Raw genomic sequence first — 21,712 nt, 5'->3', positions numbered from 1 at the left:
ATACTAAAGTTCAGGAATTGGCGAGATGCAATCTTTTTTTAGGACTGGTCTTTCCAATACAAATAGTCTTTATTTTTTGAGCGGCAGGATAGTTTCATGAATTTACGTCAACACTTTAGTACTTCACTACGCAGCATCGTCCTGGCTTCAGCAGTTGCCGTCGCAGCCACCAGTGCTTTTGCACACACCACGCTACAAAGTGCATCTCCCGCTATTAATGCTACGGTTAGTACACAGCCGACCAAACTGTTACTTAATTTTGGTGAACCAGTCATGCTGATGAATATTAAACTGGTTGACACTCAACAGAAAAATATTGATCTAAATTATAAAGTCACATCAGACCTTCAAATGGCTCATACCGTGGCGCTACCTGCCCTCCCAGATTCTACCTATACCGTGATCTGGACAACGATGGGTAAAGACGGACACAACATGAGTGGCAAATACAATTTCACTTTAAAACAAGCGCAATAAAATCAAGGCAATTAGGTGTCATCTGATGTTGGCACCGATTCAATCATTAGGATGAGAACTAAGTATGGTCGCTGAGTACTGGTTATGGGCTGGCTGGATTGCAAAAGTGATGTTCTATCTTGCCACAGCGATCAGCATAGGCGGTGCTTTCTCTTATTTATTGCTTTCCAAATATCAGATATTAAATAAAACTCTTATTAAATATATGCTTGGTGGAGCAACGATCGGCATTCTCTCCAGTATTTTAGGCTTTCTAATTCAGGTAGGTAGTTTTGCCAACTCGGGCTGGCTTGGCATATTTGATGCTACGTTTTTTAATATTCTTCTACATACCTCTGTCGGAACGGTTCAGATCTTACGGGTCTTATGCTTTATAGCAATTATCGCCTTACTGACCTGGAAATACTATAAACAGCCAGCAAAGCCTTCATGTATTTTAGGGGTAGCACTAGCAATCTGTTTCCTCACCCTGCTCTTCACATTTTCCCAAATGGGACATGTGACTAATCTTTCCATTTTCGCCCAAGGCCTGATTATCCTGCATGTTGGCGCTATGTCTTTATGGATGGGCGCACTATTTCCCTTGTGGCAACTCAGCCGCCGTATTCAGGGAATTACTCTAAAAGACAGTATGCATCTGTTTGGGAAAATTGCTGCTTTTATTGTTGCTATATTGGTAGTGTGCGGCGCTACCGTCGCCTACCTGTTATTGAAAGACTGGAATACGCTTCTCACTACTCCGTACGGCCATGGCTTTATCATTAAGCTCATCCTGGTTAGTTCGATCCTCTTACTTGCCGCATTCAACAAATGGTACTTCACCCCGCGCCTACAATATTCACAATTTGCTAGACACCTTAGCTATGCCATTTTGTTTGAAATGATGCTGGGCTTATCTATTTTACTAGTGACTGGCTACATTACCTCAGTCATCGGAATCGAATGAAAGGTCAAAATATGAATAATTTAACAAAAGGACTTGTTTTATTGATTTTTCTTAACGCACCTGTTTGGGCTGAGCAAAAACTCTTAGCCCAAGATATGCAGGCCATGTCAGATGATGAAATGGAACTGGTATCCGATCATGATTCAGCGACATCCGCTCAGGAGAAAGCGCAGAAAACTCATGACCATCATCATGATCTACAAAACGATAATCCCAATACTAAACCACAGGAATCTATTATTTATTCAATACCGAAACCTAGTTTAATACCTTTAAGGTAGCTTCTGAAACGCAATACCTTCTATGGAGCGACTTTGAAGGGATACAAGTTTTAAGCTAAAACGAAAACAAGGAATAATCTAATGTTAATTCAACCCATTGATATTTTTGTCTACGCCTGGCTAGTTATCGCCGTGCTTTCAGCAGCCTATGTTGCCTGGGATCAATTCAGAGGCAATCCTGAGCCTGCCGTAATGAAATGGGGTTTTGTGCTGGTGACCTTATACATGGGTCCAATTGGCTTGCTGTTATATGTGATGGCAGACAAAGAACCTGCACCTGGCACCCATGAAGAATTTGTAAAACCATTATGGAAACAGGGTGTTGGCTCCACCGTGCATTGTGTTGCAGGTGATGCTACGGGAATTATCGTCGCAGCAGTTATCACCGCAATGCTTGGCCTATCGATGTGGGTCGACCTGATCGTTGAGTATACTGCCGGTTTCTTGTTCGGCCTACTTATTTTTCAGGCGCTGTTTATGCGCAAAATGATGGGCGGCAGTTATCTTGAAAACGTAAAGCGTAGCTTCCTCCCAGAGCTAATTTCTATGAACTGCATGATGGCCGGTATGGCACCAGTCATGGTTTATTTAATGATGGGGCGCGACATGCGTGCCATGTGGCCTGGAGAGCCACTGTTCTGGGTGGTTATGTCCATTGGTATCATCGCTGGTTTCGCGCTGGCCTATCCAGTGAATGTCTGGATGGTTTCACGCGGCATGAAGCATGGCCTTATGACGGTTCGTCCAGATTCTTCAGATAGCGGAGAACATAACCATTCTTCATCTCATGCTTCGCATCAGGGAAGCCATGGACATGGTGATATGGCGCAAATGAACCATGATTTAGCAGAGCAACCTAGTGATCATACTAGCTCCCAAGCTAAGGATGGTAAGGCGCCAGCGCACTCACATACTAACAGTCAACATGCTGGACAACACGGAGAGCATCATACAGGTCATGGCGCACCTTCGGTCACTCGGGCGCAGCTTACTGCCGTTACATTTTTTAGCCTTTTTCTTCTGGCCGCTGGTATGACTTTACCAGCAGCATTCTTTAATTTACGGCTATCAGCAGAAGAAGTCGGTGGGATTATCATGCCACCTGGCATGATAATGACGCAGGAAACCTCAGCTGAAGCCATGCGGGATATGGCAGCGGTCGATCCGCGGGATGTGTCGGCAAAATACGATTTAAGTCAGCGCGGTGCGCATATTCTGGAGCCGCGTCTGGAGAATGGCGTTAAGGTATTTGATCTGGATACTTCGGTCATCCGCTGGCAGATTCTTCCTAAAACATTTGTAAATGCTTATGCCTTTAATGGCCAGGTGCCAGGACCAACCCTACGCTTTCGTCAGGGCGACCGTGTCCGGATTAATGTGACAAATCGCCTGCCCGAAACCACCACTGTACACTGGCATGGCTTGGTCCTGCCCAACGTGATGGATGGTGCGGCTCACGTCACCCAGGAACCCATCAAGAACGGGGATATTTATCGCTATGAGTTTACTGCGGTACAGTCTGGCACTTATTTTTATCACTCGCACGACCATGTCGACCGGCAGCAAACCTTAGGATTATATGGCGCATTAATCATTGACCCGGCAAATCCGGCTGATACAATTCCAGCAGACCATGAGTATACCCTGCAACTCCAGGAGTGGCTGGTGCGTGATGGTTTAACTTACCCAGCTATGCCAATGGAAGGAGGCATGCCCAATTACTTTACTATCAATGGTCGTGCTTATCCCTCAACAGATACCATCAAAATGAAAGTAGGTGAAACCCTTAAAGTCCGCTTTATTGGCTCTAGTAGTGGTTTTATCCATCCTATGCACATCCACGGTGGCCCGTTTGTGGTGGTGGCACGTGATGGCGAGACCCTTCCTCCCTCTGCCCGTTTCAAAGCGGATACCATTAATGTAGGTCCTGGTCAGCGCTATGATGTCATCTGGACAGCACTTAAACCAGGTAAATGGATGATCCATTGCCATATTCTGCATCATACTACCAACAATAATGTTGAACATGATGGTGGCGGTGGTTTGATGATGCATATTGAAGTAGAAGGTGACCCCACGACTTAACACTCATATTTCAGAGCTAAAATATTTCTCTCTGTTCTGAACGGTTAAGCATCTAAAAAGCCGACTCTTTACGCTACGAGAGTCGGCTTTTTAACGTACGCTTAAGCCCAGTAATGAATTTCAATGGTAGAGTGTATAATTTAATTCATGCAGGCTCAGCTGATCGCTAAGCTGGCTCGCCTTTAGTTCAGACTATCTCAGTATTTATAATTAAGAACTGTTCCCTTCGTTATGATATTAGGCTAAATTACACCACGAGCTTTCTTACTCATCAATTTGATATGCAGCCTCTCCGAAAATACGCCAAAAGCTTATTAAAGCTAATCATAGCTGCCTATCTTTTGGTGGCTATGGGTGTTTTGTCCTGGTTGCCCGTTATCATTTTAAATTTTGATCAAGCTCATCAGGCAACGGGGCAAGATTCTGGCAATGTCGTCTCATGGATAGTGCATCACACTACAGATGATGTGCATAGTCAAAAGTCAGTTAACCATGATGCTCATCATGCGACTATCTTGCATGAAACCCCTGATCATCTTTTAAAACTGCCCAGCGATGATTTCATCAAATATATGCTAAAAGTAGCATTGCAGTTTGAAATGATCACAGTAATGTCTGCTCTAATACTTCTCTGGGTTTTTTTTATCTTACTTCGAGATATTATCCCCAAGTGTATTGGCATCTTACCCATTTTTGATACACCAGTAAGAAACACAATAACCATACTGACCCGCACAGTTGTACTTCGTCATTGAGCATTCCTGAAGTTTAAGCATCTAAACCAGTTATGACTTTTGTCATGACTAGAGATTTTTGCTTTACTCTTTAGGAATCATTATGCGCACCCTACCAACAGCATTAATGCTGATTGGGCTAATTTCGCCTTTGCCTACCTATGCTCAGCTGTCTCTGCAGCAACTCCAGCAGCAGGCGTATCAATTAGACCCACAATTACAGTACCTCATTCGTCAAAATGAAACTGATAATCTCAGAGTCCAACAAAGTGGCCGTTTAGCTAACCCGGAAATCGCCATACAGGCAGATAATCTGGGCAACGCCAGCCTAAAAGACCTGGATGGTCCCAATTATGCTATTCAGCTTAATCAGGCTATTGTGCAACAAAGCCTTTTATGAGAGATACATTCCTGTTAAACGTATAGTGGTAGATAGAGTTGGGGAAGTACAGAGAATTGTAGGCGGATTCCCTTTTGTATTTTTAATTGATGGAGATTTCACATCACCGGGTAATAAAATAAGTATTTTATTTATTTTCTGGGATACAGATGAATTTCTTCTGAACTATTTCCTTTTAGACTATTTATTCTGGTTTGGTTTAATTTTGGTTTTTCATTTATTTATCCAAAAGTTGAGAGCAAAAAAATAAGGTGTAGAATATTTATAATGATTGAAATCTTTCTTGGCTCCTTTCTGGCATTGCTATAAATTTTTAGATTTTCGGATGCTTTAGACTTTAGAGCATTAAACAATTAGCAATTCATATAACGCATATATCAACATTTCTAATTTGCTTTTAAAAACAATGATCGCGTATGCTATTTTGGTTTAGTTACAAAACCAAAGATAATATGACCGATCTTAAAACTGGAAAGCATGGTGGTGTACGTCCCAATTCAGGCCGTAAGCCGCTGTATGATGAAGAAACAACTGTCATTCGTGTGCCGGTGTCCAAAAAGGCCTTAGTGAAAAACTTCCTAAAGCAAACCCTGGATAATACCGGCTCTGCTGTTGTGCCGTTTCCCATGCCTAGCCATGACTTAAATGCTGAGCTGGCTTTACGGCCAGTGCAGGCACTAACCTATTACCAAATCCCCGTTGCCCAGGAACTAATACCGGCAGGCTTCCCTAGCCCGGCTGAAGACCACATTGAAGATGTTCTGGACTTAAACGAGCACCTAATCCGCAACAAAAGTGCGACCTTCGTTGGACGGGTAGGTTCTTTGTCCATGCGTGATGCTGGCTTTGACGTGGGCGATGAAATCCTGATTGACCGTAGTATTGAAGCGCGTCATAAGGACGTGGTGATTGCCATGATTGACAATAAGTTCACCATGAAGCGATTAATGCTGTGTGAATATGACACCAAAACAGATGAGGTTAACCCGGATAGCCTGCATGACTGTGACCGGCCGGAAAATGCAGGCAAGTCCTTAAGTGATGCCCTGCAAGAATTTCATGGGGAAGTCAGCCAGCAGCCGATCTGGTTTAAGGCCGAAAACCCGGACTTTAAAAATATCTATCCAGAGCCAGGGCAAATCATCGTCATTATTGGCGTGGTCACCTATAACATCAAGAAAGTGATTAACCGGTAAGATGGCCATGACTGATCATAGCCGCATATTCGCCCTGGTGGACGTGAATAACTGCTATGTGAGCTGTGAACGTGTGTTTGATCCTACCCTCAACGGCCGTCCGGTCGTTGTCCTGTCCAATAATGACGGCTGTGTCGTTGCCCGCAGCGAAGAAGCCAAAGCCCTGGGCATTAAAATGGGTATACCCGTTTTTGAGATCAGGGCATTAATCCGGCAGCATGGTGTGGTGGTCATGTCGAGTAACTATGCCTTGTATGGCGCGATGTCCCAACGCTTTATGCGTATTTTGGGTGGGTTTGTTGCTCCAGAGGAACAGGAAGTCTACTCGATTGATGAGTGTTTTCTTGAGCTGACTGCTTATGAACACTTATTTGACCTGACAGAATACGCGCAACAAATGCGGCAGCGCATTAAGCAATGGATTGGCCTGCCCTGCTGTATCGGGATTGGCTCCAGCAAAACTCAGGCAAAACTGGCCAACCACATGGCCAAGAAAAATCCGCTATTTGAGGGTGTCTGCAATTTTCTGGACGCTGACCCCTACCTGCTGGAAAACCTGCTATCAACTGTGGATGTGGGTGAAGTCTGGGGCGTCGGCCGTCAAATCAAAAAACGCCTGAATGCCCTGTCTATCGTATCAGTCATGGACTTGATGATGGCCGATCACACCATGATCCGGCGCTATTTTTCCATTGTGACTGAGCGTACCGTATTAGAGCTTCAAGGCGTATCGTGCCTGGCCATTGAAGACGTAGTGCCGGATAAAAAGCAGATTATTTCCAGCCGGTCATTTGGTGCACCGGTGACAGCAATTGATGACCTGCGCGAAGCCATTACCCTATTCATGCTACGCGCCGTTGATCGCCTAAGAAGCCAAAAACTGTTATGTGCAACCATTGGTGTCACTATTAAAACTAGCCGGTTTGAACAGCCTTACTATAATCCCTATATCACTGTCACATTAAGCCATGCCACCGATGACCGGCTGCTTTTAGTGAAGTCGGCCATGTATGGGTTAGAGCAAATTTTCAAATCTGGCCAGCGTTATAAAAAAGCCGGTGTGATGCTGCTGAATATCGTACCTGAAGCCAGGTTTATTCCTGATCTGTTAGCTGATCAGGAACAAATCAATGAACGTAAACTACTGACCTTTACCCTGGATGAAATCAACAAGAAATTTGGCAAGGATACGATAGCCATTGGCTCCTGCACCTTTAAAAACCGGAACTGGACAATGACACAGGCCAACAAGTCACCCAGTTACCTGACGAGCTGGAAGGATGTATGGCGGATTTATTAAGACAATAGCTCCGACAAGCTTACTTTTATCTAACATTTTAATGAGTTTTAAGATTTACATCTCATGCCTTACTTTTTGGCCATTAAGATAAGAAATCAGGTGTGGCCTAATTGCAGTTTTGATTGTGAGACCTCTAAGCCATGTGGTACGTGTTGTACCATCCGGCAAATAGACAATGAGTTCATCATCAAATACGTCGTATTCAACCTTGTGAGTGATTCCCTCAATTGTATATTCCATCATCGCCATAAAATCACCATGTCAAAATTTTGTGACTATTCATGAAATTTAAAGCTTGCCTGTTTAGATAACAATAAGCCTGCCGATTAATAAAAGCATTGACCAAACGTAATTCGGAAACTCTGTGAGGCCCTATTGCCAGATTCAACTTCTCTAGATTGGTTTTACTCAATAAATTAGAACCTTGCTTAGCTAATATTTTCATCTCATAGAGCTTATTATCAAAATCTTTGACCAGCTTGCCATACTGTTTAAGCTGATTGCTGGTAAAGCCTCGTCCGTGGCGTTCAAAGAAAATGAAAAGATTAGAAAAATAATCCTTTAATTGATAAAATTTATCAATTTGAAACAGCAGGTTAAAGTGATTTATTTTTGCAATAATGTGCTTTTGATGAGTTTCAATCAACTGTCCTTGTCCTGCAACTCTCTCAATTTCTATATCCTTATCTGACTTCCTGACGAGTTGGAATACCTCTCCATCATAGCCAATATTACTAAAGGTCTGGCTACTGATGTTTGTCCTGACAGTATTAAAATCAATGACCGCTAGCATCAGTTTCTTAAAGCCACAGTTAAGCTCATTTTCATTAAATACATTATTAAATTCATTTTTATGAACAGACAGATTTTTGATAAAGCGAGTAATGATTTCATAGTTTTGCTTGTCAGTAGCAAGTTTGGTAAGTCGGTTTTTTTCAACGGTAAAATCACGACCAAAATATTTCTTGCCACAGCAATGCCCGACAATAGTTTCCGAGCCATCAAATAGCTCAACTAAAAATCCTTTATGGTGAGCAGTATGACAACTGGCAATCCCACAATAGACCTTGGGAGACAACTCGTAGGCAGCAATGACCTTTTTTAAGGGTTGAGGTTCTTTAATTTGCTTTAAATCAATACACGCTGAAAATTTTTCTCTGTTTTCTAAATCTAACCAATGATTAATCTTGGGAATATCATCAAAAGGATTCATGATGAAATCTACCTTTTCGCTTATTTATTAGTCAATTAAGACTGAGCTAAACCTTTAAGAAAAGCAACAGTTACAATTGTGCGCTACGACGCAGAATGTCGCCATAACTCCATGAATCTTGAAGTAATTGGGAATCAGGATTGGATTTACCTTAATGATTCATTATTTTTGATAGTTATAAAGATTGCTTGGGCAAATCCCAGGATTTATGGGTGAATGCTTAAATAGAATACCTTGAGAAATTTCAAAATAAAACTGTACCAGGAATAGATGATGGACAGGGATCAATCAATAACAGCACTAACCAATACTTCTATCAGCAGCTGGTTTAGATCGGCATTGGATCAGCAGGGCAAAATCATATCAATTACTCAGGCTGTTGCACGACGAGCAGAAAGCCAACAGCATCATTATTATTGTCCTGACCCGGATTGTGGCCATCCACTCATTGTGGTTGCTGGCACTGAACGTGTACATCACTTTAGGCATGTCGAACATAGAAATTGTAGTAATGAGTCATTGCAACATATTCTGGGTAAACAGCGCATTGTTCTGGCCATTACTGAACATCACCAGATTTGCCTTCACTTCCCTTGCCATTTTTGTGGGAAACATCAGTTTATCTATACCTTGCCAGCCAGTGTCAATCAGGCCATTAGTGAATATAACTATCCTGATACGAGCTTTCGTGGTGATGTGGCTGTGTTTGAGGAATACGAGAAAACCAATCCTTTCTTGATGTTTGAGGTATATCACTCACATCGGGTAGATTCTGTCAAAAAATCAGGTATTAACCGCTGGGTGGAATTATCTGCTGATACCTTACTCAATGAACAGCCAGATACCACATTGCATTACTGGCAGGTACTAGATGCGAGTCCCAGCAGAAAACCCAGAATCTGTGCTTCTTGTCAGCCCCATTATGTTAATTTCCATGATGTACAGGCCAGGCTTTTGGCCCTGCTTGAACAATATAAATCACTCACTAGGCTTTATCAGGCCTATGCAACCGTCTTTACTGACCCTATCCCCATCGTAATCAGTGATATAGCGCAGTTGCTGCAACAGGCAAAAATCATGCAGGGAAACTACAACCAGCGTGAGCTTTATCAGCACACTGTTAGAATCATTTATGAATTAATACGCTCACCAGCAAGCCAGTTTTTTATGACACCCAGTCAAACTGCCAAGTCTATTTTAACCGAACTAGTTCCCTTACTCTCTGATTCTGCAAAAAAGCGTCTTTGGAAAGGTTTGTTTAGCGAATCACTTGAAAGTAGCCGTTGGCGAATAGAAGTCGCTACCTTATTAGCCATAAAGCAGACCATGCCTGCAAAAATGCAAATGATACGCAAGATTGAGGATATGGAACTTTACCGGCAAACCACAAAGACTGATATTTTTGCAAGACTTGAAAAAGCCCAGGGTAATCTGGCCACTATTCCTAAAAATGAAATGGCAAAGCTTATAGTTAAAGCCTATCAAATGAATCTATTAGCTCAGCTCACCGTACAGTATCCTGAACTCATGAACCCATATTTTTTAGCAGCGGCAGTGAATGAAGGTTTTTACCAGACCAATTTTAAGGTGAAATCATTTCATCAATCTATTAGGCAATTAGCACAGAATGATGAAAAGGTATTAAGGTGGCTTGATGGGCAAAGCAGTACCTAAATATATGGGAACACCATAAAAGTATCTACTATCATCCTTCTTAAGGCCTATCCAAACATTAGCTTTCTGCCCTGCTTTATCGATAACGATTGATTAATATCGTTGACGATAAATAAAGCGGGTTAATTGAGAGATATAGTATGGAAGTGAGTTGCTAAATCTTATCTATCCTATGGTGTTCCCATATATTTAGGAGAGAAGTAATTATTAGTCTCTATAATTGCACCAGATAAGGTTGAATCAGTGAATTAAGATAAACCCGGATAGAGAAATCTGGGTTTATCTTATAGCCGCCGATAAATTGATATTCCAGGCTGGCGTGATCTGGGGCATGAAAATAACCCCGGGCAAATAATAAGGCCTCTAAAGATTTTACAATCTGTTGCTCGGCCAGTGCTTTAGGATAATGTGATCCCATCAGCTGGTGTACCGTGGTGAAGGATAGGTCTACCCAGAAAGCCGCCGGCTGATTTTGAGTAATGGCTTTTTGAATAATCACTCTAAGCAACTGCTGCTCAAACGGTCGAAGTTTGGAAAACCGTTTGCGGATCTGTTCTTGCATCAAGGGATTTTCAAGCATATGAATGAGCCAGTGTTGGGATAGTTCAAACAGGATTGCCTTTATTGTATGCTAAGCTGATTCGAACTGCCCTCCCCTTTGATGATTGATCAACCATGAAGATTGAGCATGAAATCTGCCTGGCACTCTCTCTGTTATCTCTGCCTGAGCAGGCACTGATTCATGAGCTGGTTAATCATCGGCAGGCCTTGCAACCACAGATTATTCTCTCTACAGCTGAATTACTGGATCACCTCAATAGCCACTTTGCGGCGACTTATCAGCTCTGGCCAGTGATTGATGCACTGGCCACCAAACCGCTATTTTTTAGTGCTAGTCGTCTGCATCCCCACTTTATTAAATTTTTTTGCTTCAGCCATCATCAGCTCAGCCTAGATCAGTTAACGTTGCGTATTGGATTAAGTAGCGTACTACAGGAGCACCTGACTGCAATTCAGCAGGCCTTTGATAGTAAGCTGATTGAAAATCTGGCTCGTTTAAATACACCAATGGCCAAGATTTTATATTTATACATTGAGCCTGGAGCAAAGATGCAGCAGTTTAATCTTCCAGAAATTTTAGCCATGTTTCAGATTGAACATTTAAGCTCTTATCACCGAGTGGATAATCTCAAGCAGTTTATTTTGCAGCCTGCGATCAAGGAAGTTAAAAAACTTTATTTTCCATCTCTCACAGCAACCTATCCGACTTATAATAATCTCTATCTTTTATTAAAGTTTAATCAGACGCTTTAATACTTACACTTAAATCTCTTCTAAATATTTATTATTTTCAGTACCTTCGACTTCTTGTAAAATAAACTCAATAATACTGATACCTCCATCTTCTTCGTTAGGATCATTCTTATCAGTTGGTACTTGATCTGAAGGAGGAGCCAATTGCGAAATTAAACTTATAGAAGATGTAAACATCATTATATTTTCAACGTTGACGCCTCTTACTCCTGTAGCTTGTGAAGATGGCTGTACATTCATTAATCTCGTCGCTTTACGAGCGGTAGAGCGGATAAGATCATTAACCATCAAGCTCCAGCCCTCCCAATCATAAAATCCGAAAAGAAAAGGTAGTACGTTTTTCACAGAAGGAGGATAAGATATTCCTATATTATGTAAATCAGAGTAATTCTTATAATCCTGATCATCCATGGCCAAAAAAATCTTCCCGGCATTTCCTAAAATAAACTGCCGAAGCTCCTCTGCAAAGCACTGATAATGATTTAAGGGACGAGTTGGACTCGCTGTTAATGCACTTGCATTGGCCAGTGCTTGCTTCAAATAATGCCTTTTAAAAGGTATCCCGGCATTATTTTTATTTAATAATAGATACTTTGCAGCCAAATGTAGATCGGGCGCTGTAATATAGCGATGCTGATTTTGTAGCGCTCCATGTACATAAGTATACAAGGGCCACTTTTCATAAAGATCATGCTGATCGCCATTGTCAGGGGTCGCAGGTAATGCATCAACCATCTTTGCCTGAAATAGCATTGCCCGCCTGGATCGATTCCCACGCTGATCAATAATCGTATTTAATAAAAGCAGATCACCAATTTCAATGCTTGTCTTTTGCATTCCATTAAATTTAACTTTTGGCGTCTGATGAACAAAAATTCCTCCTGTAGTTAATGTGTATTTTCCAATTTTAGTTAGTGATTTTAAAGACTCAGGAATTTTTTTGGTGAGCTCTGCCACAATACTAGGTTCATTCTGACCTGTACTGATCGCCTCTTCAATTGCCCTGTAAATCATAATTTCTAGTTGTAATGATGTTAATGCATCAAGTTCATTTAATATATTCATGACTCTGTCTCTTCATTGTTGTTCTACTTCCTACATCTGGTTGTGTATTTATAAGCTGATATAGAAAAATTTTCTTAAGTTTTTTTGGATTTTAAGGGCACAAAGTCTTCAGGGTTCTCTGGCGCATTGAGCAGCGCTTCCTTCAATAATGTTCCCAATAAATTAGCCTCCTGATATCGCTGAAATTTACGGGCGTAGGCAGGATTGGTTTTTAAGTTGGCACTAATCTTAAAATGAATGCGGTGCTGTTCATGCCGTAACTCAGCATTGCGCTGGGCTTCAGTACGTTTGTTTTTCTCGTTTTCTGGCTGATCTGTCATGGCGAATCTACTCCTCTGCGATCAGATGCCGATAGTTGTATTGTGCCATATCTAAGGGCAATGCTGACAAGGTGCAGGGTTTAAATGATGAAGCCTGTTCAGCAGGCAAGGCGAAAACCCCAAAAGCCCGGCCTGAATCGGCATGCCGCTGAATCACCAGAATGGTGGGTAAAAACTGGTAATTTTGATACAGCTTTAAAGGGCCTTTTTGGGGATTACTGGCCAGCAGGCTGCGAATCTTGTAGGGGCCAAATAAGATGGTACGAACCGCAATTAAGCGCACCGTCAATTGCTGGTCTTTAAAACGGCGATAAAGCTGGCGTAAGGACGCTAGATAATCAGTGGCTTGACTTGAAAATTGTGAAGCACTAACCGGATGGCCACAACAAATATTCAAGATGATCCGGGCAATGTCACGTAAGATATCAAATTCCGTATTAGTCTTGGTCACAAGGCCATTAAAATAATACTCTAGCGTTTCTTCTGCTGACACCGCCTGTAAAACGGAGAGCGCTTGTCCTTGAGGATCAGGATGCGTTACCGCCTTTCGATGCTGAAAAATCTTTATTTCACTTTGCAGCTGATCCTGCTCATACACCTGTAATACCGCATAGCCTTCCCGGGGTCGATGCTGCTCATCCGTCGGGCTTAAGGCAGCTATGAGACTTTGATGATTAGAACTTTGCTGTTGTGGTGTCAGTATCTCAATTGCTTCGACAATTTCAGTCCATGCCGCCCCAGGCTTTTGATTTTGTAGTACAGGATCACTCGGTTGACGATGCACATGGCCTAAGCCAAATATCACTTCAGCGCTCGGATCAGCACTCATAAGTTCTGCCCAGTGGCTGCGATAGGCCTTAATACCAAATTCTGTAGATGGAATTTCAATGCAACGGTCAAAGGACAAATAAACAGCCTGATATTTATCGCGTTTGGTCTGCAAACTGTCCCGACTATTGGCGCCTGTGTACTGGGATTTAACCTGCTTTAGAGCCAGTTCCCGGCTCATCTGTCTGGCCTGCATTAAATCGTCAACGCCTTCATCGACAGTATTGAGCCGGACCTTAATGATTTCATCAGTATTGAGGTCAATGCCATAGGCAAAGGTATGACCACAAGACGAGGCTGCAATACTTTTCACCCGAAGAAACAAACGAAATGAACTCAGTATGGGATGAGTCATCTGCTTTAATTGCTTAATCAGCGGGCTTGACGGCATTATTGTCATATCATCAAGATCAAATCACGATGAATTAGGTTGGGATCATACGAGTTTAACCCATAATGTCTTATGCGATTTGATTATTAGCCACACTTTTCGTACCAAACGCACATGGCTATGTATCTATTTTTTAGAATAAATTTCATGTTAAAACGACAAGAAAAAACCCGCAAAAAGCGGGTTTTTTCATATACTATCGTACGTCTACAGGGGGAGGCTTTCGCCCGCAAGTCCTATAGCTAGTGCCTTTATTATACAGTTAATACTACACATGTCAAACCAAGCAATGATTAATGCCATAAAAACAGCAATCTCTCCAGCGCGAATTGCAACCTATGAAACGGCCATTGGGACAGCAAATGTTGATGAGCTGGCAGCTTTGCACCTTTATGCATGGAATGCACAAGTGTCCGGAGCGTTACTAACGCCGTTACATCTTTGTGAGGTAGTGATCCGTAATGCTGTTGCCGCTGCTTTAGAATCTGTTTATGGAACCCAGTGGCCTTGGGCAACAGTTTTTGAAAGAAGCTTACCCGACCCGCGCATTGGGTACAGTCCACGCAGGGATCTGATGAATGCACGACGAAGTACTCAGGCTACAGGGAAAGTTATCCCGGAACTTAAATTTGTGTTCTGGCAAAAAATGTTTACTCAACGTTATGATGAACGTCTATGGATTCCTTATCTCACTAGCGTACTACCCAATATGGATGTAGCAAAAACCATAACAGAACGACGCACAATGATTTACCAGTATCTTGATCAAATTCGATATTTGAGAAATCGAATTGCCCATCATGAACCTATTTTTAATCGAGCATTAGCTGATGATTATCATAAAATAATAGAACTGGTGAGATTTCGTTGTGAGATAACAGCCTCTTGGCTAAGCGACAATCAAACCGCTCTTGAAACGATAGCCAAAAAACCATAGCGCTGGTTTTGCCTACCCCAGAGTATGCTGGCTGCCTACTTGTATTAAGCCTAATTAATAATAAGCATGAATATCATTAATCAAGCTTAGATCAATGCTTAAAGAGAAACGCTAATTTGAAGCAATGCATTGAAATTTTATTAATCACAAAAAGAATATTTTCCAAGCTGCTAATAAATCAAAGTAATACCGCGCTCTACGAAAAACTTTACATTAAGCTCAATGAAAATCTAGTGCGGATCTTAGGTTGCTTTATCTCGTCATTTTTTTGGGAAATTGCTGCGGTGCCAGATGTTCTACACCGGCCTTCAGGCTTGAATTCTTGTTGTGCTTAATTTGAACATTCGTCCCAATATCAGGAATACGCGATAAGGTGGCCTTATCATGTAGCATGAAAAATTTGCTGTTCTCACCAAGCTGCTGAACAACCTGGGTTTGGGTGTGAGCCACAATCTGCCCTTTGGTGACGGTCCCTGGTGTGGCCGTGCGGATTTCCGGCGTACCGGTTAAGTGATTAATCAGGCTTTTTACATCCTGTGGACTGTTGTTCTGCTGTTGCCCAGGGTAGCCCTGCTCGATGGACGCAAGCTGGACACCCTTTTTAATTTCACGCATCACGTCCTTAATGTCCATATTGCTAAACTCAGGATAGGTTTCAATCATACTGTCAAAGGTGGACAGCTTATGCGCCTGGATAAAGTTTTTTACGTTGGGCAGGGTTACATCAACATTATGGCCAAGCTGCTGGCCAAACGAGCTGACCACATCAGTTGAAAAGGCTGATCCCCCAGTTACCCTCAAATTTACACTAGGATAATCTATATCCTTATTTTTCTGCTTGCCATGAATCCGGGTAGCATTGAACGTCATGCCGATACATTCAATATCTGTGGTTTCTACCAGCTTTTTAACGCACATCTGGCTTTCCCGGCCACCCTTGGAATGGCCAGTCTGTACGATCAAATCAATATCATGGCCATTGCGATCCAGCTTTTCAATCACAGAATCCGTAAAGCGCATGGCGGCCATATCTGCCAGGGTTTCCTTAACACCCACTGCAATCTGAACATCAGTCACTAGCCAGTCACGCCGGGTTTCACTGCCCCGGTGCGCGACAATCAGGGTTTTGTCTTCAGGATTGTAATAGGCCAGTCCGCCATGATCACTACGCTCATCCATTGCATACTTGACCACATTATAATTCTTCAGCTCATCGAGCGTGTCTGATCCGGGATTGCGTAGACGCGCATAGCTGTTCTTGTTGGCTTCAATGAGCTGCTTGATATTGGCCATCTAATTTAACCGTTTTAATTAATTTCAGTTATGAAGTAACTAACCCTGAAGAAAGTTAGGTAATAAAAATATTCTAGGGTAGCGGATGAGCTTTAGCGTAATCGCAAGCAATATTGTAGGAGTTTTCTAAGGCCTTATCATTCGGACTTAAAAAAGTTTTCAATGATTTATCTTCTGGCTTGGAAGATATGCGGCTTTGAAATTCATTATCAGCAGTGTATTTATCTACCTGCAAGATATCGAATGACTTTTCTGTGCAGTCGAACTGATAGAGCATCAAAAGATAATCTTTATTGTTCACTTGTTCAAACTTGATCCAGGCATTGACCAGCTTAGCATTTGAATCTTGCGGATAGATATGATCTACAGACATATAAGCCAATAAACCCTTGGAGAGCCAGAGCTTAACCCAATTATCCTTAGCGTATAAATTTAAGCTTAGGGTACATCCAAGCAATAACAACAGCTTAATCATTAGGTTATTCATAAATAGACTTAAACCGTGAAAGGGTGAATCATCGCTGCTATAGGCCTTAGATAAATATCACTTCATTAGCAACAGCAATGGCCGTAATCACATCATAAGTGGCCAAGCCATAAGTGGTTGGATACTGGAAGGTTTTCTCATGCTGTATATTGCCTAAAGCGTCCAGACTTTCAGCCCTGGACTGGCCATTAATATAAGTGTCTAAAATGGTATAGTCAGTGGTAAAGGCCACATTAACGAACTGGTCAGGACTGGACAGGGTTGCTGAATGCAAAACCTGAAAGTTGCCGGTGTCCTTATTATAATGCAGTACATAAAAATGACTTTCAAACGTACCGTCACTGTCATTATTCACTTTAAAGGTGACGCCAATCTTATGCTTATCTTTAAATACCGCTAGGCGTGCTTCATCAGCAGGCGCACCCAGACTGATTTTATGTTGCTGGCCAGTGGCCGGATTAAAAACTTCCACTGAAAACTGGTGTTCATTCGCGCGGTCATTACCGGCAACCACCACTAGATCGCTTAACCAGCTCGCCCCAAAGATGTAAAAGCCACTTTCAAAGGCCTGGCTATTCCAGTTTGGCGTGGTGTAAATCACAATATCAGGAACGGCTGTTAAGCCCTGTTTTTTTAGGCTCTGGTTTAATGGTCGTCTGGTGGCCACCAGCAGCTCACGGCCATTGTGGTTAAACTGATTAACCAGAATCTCGCGGCTAATGCCTTTGGTTAAGGTCTTTACCTTGTTAAATTGCTGATCAAAGATAAAAATTTCCTGGGCAGTATTGGCAATGGCTGATAAATAATCTTGGCTCCAGCTAATTGAATTTACCGGATTTTGAGTATCAGCTAAATCAAGTGTGGCAATTTTCTGAGGATTCTGGCCAAGCTGCCAGATATTAAGTTCCGTTGTAGAGTAACCGGCTGTGGCCAGTCGCTCACCATCAGGACTATAACAAATTGAAGTCACCGCAAAATTTTCAACAATATTAGATGCACTCATTATTTTACCATTCTAAAAATTATCGGGTACGGCCTTTACCCTGGCTCTGTGATTGAGTTTGATTGACCAGCTCTACCCTGGCCTTTTGATTGGGTTCTTTGCGATGGAGAATTTTTACCTCATCGTCGATCCGGGGAACAGTGGCCAGTGATGCTTTATCGTGAACCATAAAAAACTTACTGCCCTCGCCTAAACGCTGCAAGATAAATCCACTGGTTTCCGCCACGATCTTACCCTTGGTTTCGCCAGGCATTTGCGGCCTGACGTCTGCACCAACGTGTAAGGCAACGGCTCTAAGCTTTAAGATGGCTTCTTGCTGTTGTCTTGTGGGGTTGTTGCCCTGGCTGCCACTTCCTTGCGGTAATTTTCGTCCTGGCTCATGCGATTCAAGTTGGCCGCCATTGTGTCCAGCAGATTGTCCATCTGTTCCTCGTGTGAGTCTGTGGAATTCTGCCTTTCCACAGGCGGCTTGTTCAAAACATTCATTTGTAATTGCTCCTTGTTGCCAATGCTTGAGTAAGTGTTTTTCAAGTCGCTGCTTAATGTCATGCTCGTTACCCTCTGATTTAAGTACATTTAAGTGTTGCCAACCTTTTAAGGGTACTGCATTACCTTGCTGTCTAACATCTAATACCCTTAGATTAATCCTGTCACCAAAAAAATCATGTAATTTTTCTAGTCCTTCAGCCGTATTACCCTGAATCCTGGCCATTGTCCCGATACTGGCTCCCCGTCCATCATTCGGATCATTAAACCGTTTAAAGGTATTCTCTAACGCATTCTCCGGTAGTGCATGAACAGCAATCACTTCAATCTTTGCACCGCTGTTGATGGCCTGCTGAAACTTGTCGAGCGTGCTTTTATCTGTTGCATTGACGAGCTGGCCCTCATATACGGCCTTGACGTTTGCAGGTAGCTGCATGTTACTGACCACACTGGACGTTTTACCTGCCCCCGGTGAACCGGTCAGAAAAATAACGGTGTCCTGTCCTTCAGCTCCAGTCTGACGCATGGTTTGCTTAAAATGCTCTGCGGCCAGTGTTGCCGCTGTGTTATGCACTGCATTATTGAACTTGTTGCGTGTGGCCGGTGACTGGGAAAATTCAGGAAACATTTCCTTAAACATATCTGAACAAATATAGCGACCGTCGAAGGTACTAGGATGCTGTTTATACTGGTCAATAATTTTCTGGCCGTCTTTCTTTGCCCGGTCAATCACTGCCGCTTGAACTTTTAGTTTTTCCTCATCGCCGCCAAGCGCCAACTTATTAATTGCTAAATCCACTGTCTAACCTGTTTGTATTTTTCTTGACAACAATTATATCATACCCTTAAATACTAACAATAGGGTGTACCCTATTGTTATAAAATGCAACATTAAAAAACATATAACAATAGGGTTGTATTTTAATTTAGTTATGTATTAACTTTGAAGTCCCTGTTTTGGTGTTATATTATGTGCAATTAATACCCATATTGGGGCTAAACACCAAATTCTGATCATTGTCATAATTTAAATAGATGAGAACGATGCAAAATGCGATATGCCGGACAAGATACGATGATTAAAGGTATTTACTGATGACTGCTTATTACAATAGCCCTAGCTTTCTAAAGCTTTATGAGAAAACCTCACATGATGCAGGCATACCGGCATTAGAACGGTTATACGATTTAGCCCAGGGAGAAAGCAGAGAGGCCTACATAGCCGGGCTTTTCATCGTCAACTTTTATAAAGGAAGTAAATGCCTTTTTAATCTACAGTTCCTAAAGGAGCTACAGCCCCGTACCCTGATGGATTGCATATCCGTCATTCATCTTGAATATAATGCCAGGCAAGAAATTTTTGATTATCTAGGTATTAAGGTCAGTGATTTAGAAAAACTCACCTATCGTATTTTAAAGAAACAAGCGTCAAAGCCTATCCCGCGAGAAATCATTATTGACGGCCATAGCTATATTATTGATCTGACCTACAACGCAGGCGCAAAAGCCTGTATAGAAAAAAATAGCTCCAATCCTCACCGGGCATTTTCAAAAAAGAATCTACAGTGGCAGTTTGGCTATGACAACGAATTCGATGGTCACCATAAAGCTCAGGGCTATTACTTTGAGGAAATAGATTAATTATGGTCAAGCACGCCCAGGATGATCAAACCGTCGATATTGAGGAAGTCATCAATCACAATGCTAAAACCCAGACAGTGGGATATATCCGGGTATCCAGTGTAGACCAGAATACGGAACGGCAACTGGCCGGTTTTAAGCTGGATAAGGTTTTTACTGACAAAATCAGTGGAGCCAAGAAAAATAGACCGGCACTGGATGAACTCATTGAGTATGTGCGCGAAGGTGATACGGTACTAGTCCATAGTATGGATCGCATGGCGCGTGACTTGGAAAACCTGATCAATATAGTTAAAACCTTAAATGGCAAAGGGGTCACTGTAAAATTTAATAAGGAAAATATCACTTTCACTGCAAATAGCGACAACCCTATGGATAAATTCCTGTTTCATGTGGTGGGCGCTGTGGCAGAATTCAAACGGGCTTTAATCCGGGAAGCCCAGCGTGAAGGGATTGCAGTGGCCAAGCGTAAAGGAAAATATAAAGGTAGAAAACCGGCTTTAACCGAGGCTCAACTCGCTGAGCTGAAAAATGATAAGGATGTTTTAACACCAAAAGAATTAACGGCGAAATATCAGGTTCATTATCAAACCATCTGGCGTTATATCAAAAAGATCAAGCAACAGGAAATTGAAGAAAAGAAGCTGTCAGATATTCAGGCCGATTCAAACAATACTATAGCAATTAAAGCTTAGGAATTAATCCAATGGACGCTATCAATGAACTTCAATTAATCGGCGCAATAATATATTTAATCTTTGGTGTCTCTGTAATGACCAAAGGTCGTACAGCAAGTTTTTTTGAGAAATTTTTATTTAGCCTTTCTCTAATTGCTTTCTTCCTTTTTGCAATTTGGAAAGGCGTTGAATTATTCCCACTAATACAAACCAGTCCAACCGTAGATGACTTTCCAATAAATATAAGTTTAGGCAAGCCAAGTCATATCATCTTAACTACTTTATCTATTCTGTTTGCCATAGTTGGCGTGTTAGTCATAGGCATGGTACATGGCTGGAAAGAAAGTAAGATACAAAGGGGGCTATTTCTAATTATCCTAACCCCTTTTCTATACATTTTATGGCCTAAGCTTATAGTTTTAATAGAATATTTTTTTGGTAATTAAATCTATCAACTTCTTGCTTTGCTTATAAAAAGGCTTTCGTTAACGAAAGCCCCTTTGTGTTGGATTAACTGATTGAATTAGCAATCCAGATATTGGTCAGATCACACGTTTTATCAGGTGCTGTTGTCCAGTTTAGCTGTCCTTGTGGCCCTGTATAGGTTGAACCACTCAGCATTATCCGATCACCTGATTTAATCAACTTTCTTTCGGACGAAATCAAAGATTGTTGACGATCATCCCAATACACATCAGGAATCATACTGGCATCAAATACAGCTCATTGGTCACTGCCTTTGCATAGATACAGGCACCTTTAATATATAAAGTACCCTGCAATGCCGAACCATCCCCTTCCCGGCTACCCTGTTGTTTCCCCACGGTAATAAACTTAATTTCCGGCGGCTGTACTGGAGCGTGAACATCTGCCGTTTTATGCAGGGCTTGCTTATTGGTCGCAATACCTTTCATTTTGACAATGATTTTATAATTGAGTGCATGCTCAACATAAATGCCAGCAA

The 21,712-nt window shown here is 42.0% G+C and carries 25 protein-coding genes; 14 read left to right on the top strand and 11 right to left on the bottom strand.

Annotation, left to right across the window (positions count from 1 at the left end; all coding sequences use genetic code 11):
* Positions 1-96: 96 nt before the first annotated feature.
* The 8 genes from Q337_RS0113245 (at position 97) to Q337_RS0113205 (ending at position 7,419) form a co-directional block, all read left to right on the top strand.
* The gene (locus Q337_RS0113245) at positions 97-477 is read left to right on the top strand and encodes a copper resistance CopC family protein (protein WP_026471999.1); all 381 of its coding nucleotides are present in this window, start codon (positions 97-99) and stop codon (positions 475-477) included.
* A 64-nt stretch (positions 478-541) separates the two neighbouring features.
* Complete coding sequence (locus Q337_RS0113240) at positions 542-1,423, top strand: copper resistance D family protein (protein WP_026471998.1); 882 nt, start codon at positions 542-544, stop codon at positions 1,421-1,423.
* Positions 1,424-1,434: 11 nt separating this feature from the next.
* Entirely contained in the window at positions 1,435-1,704 is a 270-nt protein-coding gene (locus Q337_RS0113235) for a hypothetical protein (RefSeq protein WP_134244468.1), read from the top strand.
* Positions 1,705-1,785: 81 nt separating this feature from the next.
* Entirely contained in the window at positions 1,786-3,789 is a 2,004-nt protein-coding gene (locus Q337_RS0113230) for a DUF4396 domain-containing protein (protein WP_026471996.1), read from the top strand.
* Between the two features lie 281 nt (positions 3,790-4,070).
* The gene (locus tag Q337_RS0113225; RefSeq protein WP_026471995.1) at positions 4,071-4,544 is read left to right on the top strand and encodes a hypothetical protein; all 474 of its coding nucleotides are present in this window, start codon (positions 4,071-4,073) and stop codon (positions 4,542-4,544) included.
* Between the two features lie 82 nt (positions 4,545-4,626).
* Positions 4,627-4,923, top strand: coding sequence for a hypothetical protein (locus tag Q337_RS0113220; protein WP_026471994.1), 297 nt, complete (start codon positions 4,627-4,629; stop codon positions 4,921-4,923).
* Positions 4,924-5,549: 626 nt separating this feature from the next.
* Positions 5,550-6,119, top strand: coding sequence for a LexA family protein (locus tag Q337_RS0113210; protein WP_211253619.1), 570 nt, complete (start codon positions 5,550-5,552; stop codon positions 6,117-6,119).
* 7 nt (positions 6,120-6,126) lie between these two features.
* A complete protein-coding gene (locus tag Q337_RS0113205; protein WP_026471991.1) occupies positions 6,127-7,419 on the top strand; it encodes a Y-family DNA polymerase in 1,293 nt (430 codons plus the stop codon).
* Positions 7,420-7,473: 54 nt separating this feature from the next.
* Here Q337_RS0113205 and Q337_RS0113200 read toward each other — a convergent pair whose 3' ends face one another.
* Positions 7,474-7,668: a hypothetical protein gene (locus Q337_RS0113200; protein WP_026471990.1), complete on the bottom strand. Its 195-nt coding sequence runs from the start codon at positions 7,666-7,668 to the stop codon at positions 7,474-7,476.
* A gap of 4 nt (positions 7,669-7,672) precedes the next feature.
* Positions 7,673-8,632 carry a hypothetical protein gene (locus Q337_RS0113195; RefSeq protein WP_026471989.1) on the bottom strand — a complete coding sequence of 320 codons (960 nt, stop codon included), beginning with the start codon at positions 8,630-8,632 and terminating at the stop codon, positions 7,673-7,675.
* 273 nt (positions 8,633-8,905) lie between these two features.
* On the opposite strand from Q337_RS0113195, the gene Q337_RS0113190 reads away from it, so the two are divergent.
* Complete coding sequence (locus Q337_RS0113190; RefSeq protein WP_026471988.1) at positions 8,906-10,306, top strand: competence protein CoiA family protein; 1,401 nt, start codon at positions 8,906-8,908, stop codon at positions 10,304-10,306.
* Between the two features lie 214 nt (positions 10,307-10,520).
* Here Q337_RS0113190 and Q337_RS0113185 read toward each other — a convergent pair whose 3' ends face one another.
* Positions 10,521-10,868, bottom strand: a complete 348-nt coding sequence (locus tag Q337_RS0113185; RefSeq protein WP_156935808.1) for a hypothetical protein — start codon at positions 10,866-10,868, stop codon at positions 10,521-10,523.
* Positions 10,869-10,981: 113 nt separating this feature from the next.
* Between Q337_RS0113185 and Q337_RS0113180 the strand changes: the two genes are divergently transcribed.
* Positions 10,982-11,620: a replication initiation protein gene (locus Q337_RS0113180; RefSeq protein ID WP_026471986.1), complete on the top strand. Its 639-nt coding sequence runs from the start codon at positions 10,982-10,984 to the stop codon at positions 11,618-11,620.
* 9 nt (positions 11,621-11,629) lie between these two features.
* On the opposite strand, the gene Q337_RS0113175 is transcribed toward Q337_RS0113180, so the two are convergent.
* The 3 genes from Q337_RS0113175 to Q337_RS0113165 all read right to left on the bottom strand — a co-directional run bounded on the left by Q337_RS0113175 (position 11,630) and on the right by Q337_RS0113165 (position 14,188).
* Positions 11,630-12,685 carry a hypothetical protein gene (locus tag Q337_RS0113175; RefSeq protein WP_026471985.1) on the bottom strand — a complete coding sequence of 352 codons (1,056 nt, stop codon included), beginning with the start codon at positions 12,683-12,685 and terminating at the stop codon, positions 11,630-11,632.
* Between the two features lie 74 nt (positions 12,686-12,759).
* On the bottom strand, positions 12,760-13,005 hold the full coding sequence (locus tag Q337_RS0113170; protein WP_026471984.1) for a hypothetical protein: 246 nt from the start codon (positions 13,003-13,005) through the stop codon (positions 12,760-12,762).
* Positions 13,006-13,012: 7 nt separating this feature from the next.
* On the bottom strand, positions 13,013-14,188 hold the full coding sequence (locus tag Q337_RS0113165; protein WP_156935807.1) for a hypothetical protein: 1,176 nt from the start codon (positions 14,186-14,188) through the stop codon (positions 13,013-13,015).
* A gap of 310 nt (positions 14,189-14,498) precedes the next feature.
* Here Q337_RS0113165 and Q337_RS0113160 point away from each other — a divergent pair, with 310 nt between their 5' ends.
* Positions 14,499-15,161 (top strand): Abi family protein, encoded by a 663-nt coding sequence (locus Q337_RS0113160; protein WP_034280378.1) that lies wholly within the window; start codon positions 14,499-14,501, stop codon positions 15,159-15,161.
* A 252-nt stretch (positions 15,162-15,413) separates the two neighbouring features.
* On the opposite strand, the gene Q337_RS17805 is transcribed toward Q337_RS0113160, so the two are convergent.
* The 4 genes from Q337_RS17805 to Q337_RS18450 form a co-directional block, all read right to left on the bottom strand.
* Positions 15,414-16,454 (bottom strand): KfrB domain-containing protein, encoded by a 1,041-nt coding sequence (locus tag Q337_RS17805; protein ID WP_051526883.1) that lies wholly within the window; start codon positions 16,452-16,454, stop codon positions 15,414-15,416.
* Between the two features lie 73 nt (positions 16,455-16,527).
* Positions 16,528-16,929 carry a hypothetical protein gene (locus Q337_RS0113150; protein WP_026471981.1) on the bottom strand — a complete coding sequence of 134 codons (402 nt, stop codon included), beginning with the start codon at positions 16,927-16,929 and terminating at the stop codon, positions 16,528-16,530.
* Positions 16,930-16,987: 58 nt separating this feature from the next.
* Positions 16,988-17,944, bottom strand: coding sequence for a hypothetical protein (locus Q337_RS0113145; protein WP_026471980.1), 957 nt, complete (start codon positions 17,942-17,944; stop codon positions 16,988-16,990).
* Positions 17,945-17,963: 19 nt separating this feature from the next.
* Complete coding sequence (locus Q337_RS18450) at positions 17,964-19,229, bottom strand: KfrB domain-containing protein (RefSeq protein WP_051526882.1); 1,266 nt, start codon at positions 19,227-19,229, stop codon at positions 17,964-17,966.
* 296 nt (positions 19,230-19,525) lie between these two features.
* On the opposite strand from Q337_RS18450, the gene Q337_RS0113135 reads away from it, so the two are divergent.
* From Q337_RS0113135 to Q337_RS0113125, 3 genes are read left to right on the top strand one after another with little or no spacing between them, the layout of a single operon-like run.
* A complete protein-coding gene (locus tag Q337_RS0113135) occupies positions 19,526-20,071 on the top strand; it encodes a DUF7673 family protein (protein ID WP_026471979.1) in 546 nt (181 codons plus the stop codon).
* Positions 20,072-20,073: 2 nt separating this feature from the next.
* On the top strand, positions 20,074-20,766 hold the full coding sequence (locus tag Q337_RS17795) for a recombinase family protein (RefSeq protein ID WP_156935806.1): 693 nt from the start codon (positions 20,074-20,076) through the stop codon (positions 20,764-20,766).
* 11 nt (positions 20,767-20,777) lie between these two features.
* On the top strand, positions 20,778-21,194 hold the full coding sequence (locus Q337_RS0113125) for a hypothetical protein (protein WP_026471978.1): 417 nt from the start codon (positions 20,778-20,780) through the stop codon (positions 21,192-21,194).
* Positions 21,195-21,449: 255 nt separating this feature from the next.
* On the opposite strand, the gene Q337_RS0113115 is transcribed toward Q337_RS0113125, so the two are convergent.
* Positions 21,450-21,662, bottom strand: a complete 213-nt coding sequence (locus Q337_RS0113115; protein WP_026471976.1) for a hypothetical protein — start codon at positions 21,660-21,662, stop codon at positions 21,450-21,452.
* Positions 21,663-21,712 lie beyond the last annotated feature (50 nt).

Origin of the sequence: Alkanindiges illinoisensis DSM 15370 (genome assembly GCF_000619845.1) — a bacterium.
GTDB classification, from domain to species: domain Bacteria; phylum Pseudomonadota; class Gammaproteobacteria; order Pseudomonadales; family Moraxellaceae; genus Alkanindiges; species Alkanindiges illinoisensis.
This window is presented reverse-complemented; position numbering and strand designations above follow the sequence as displayed.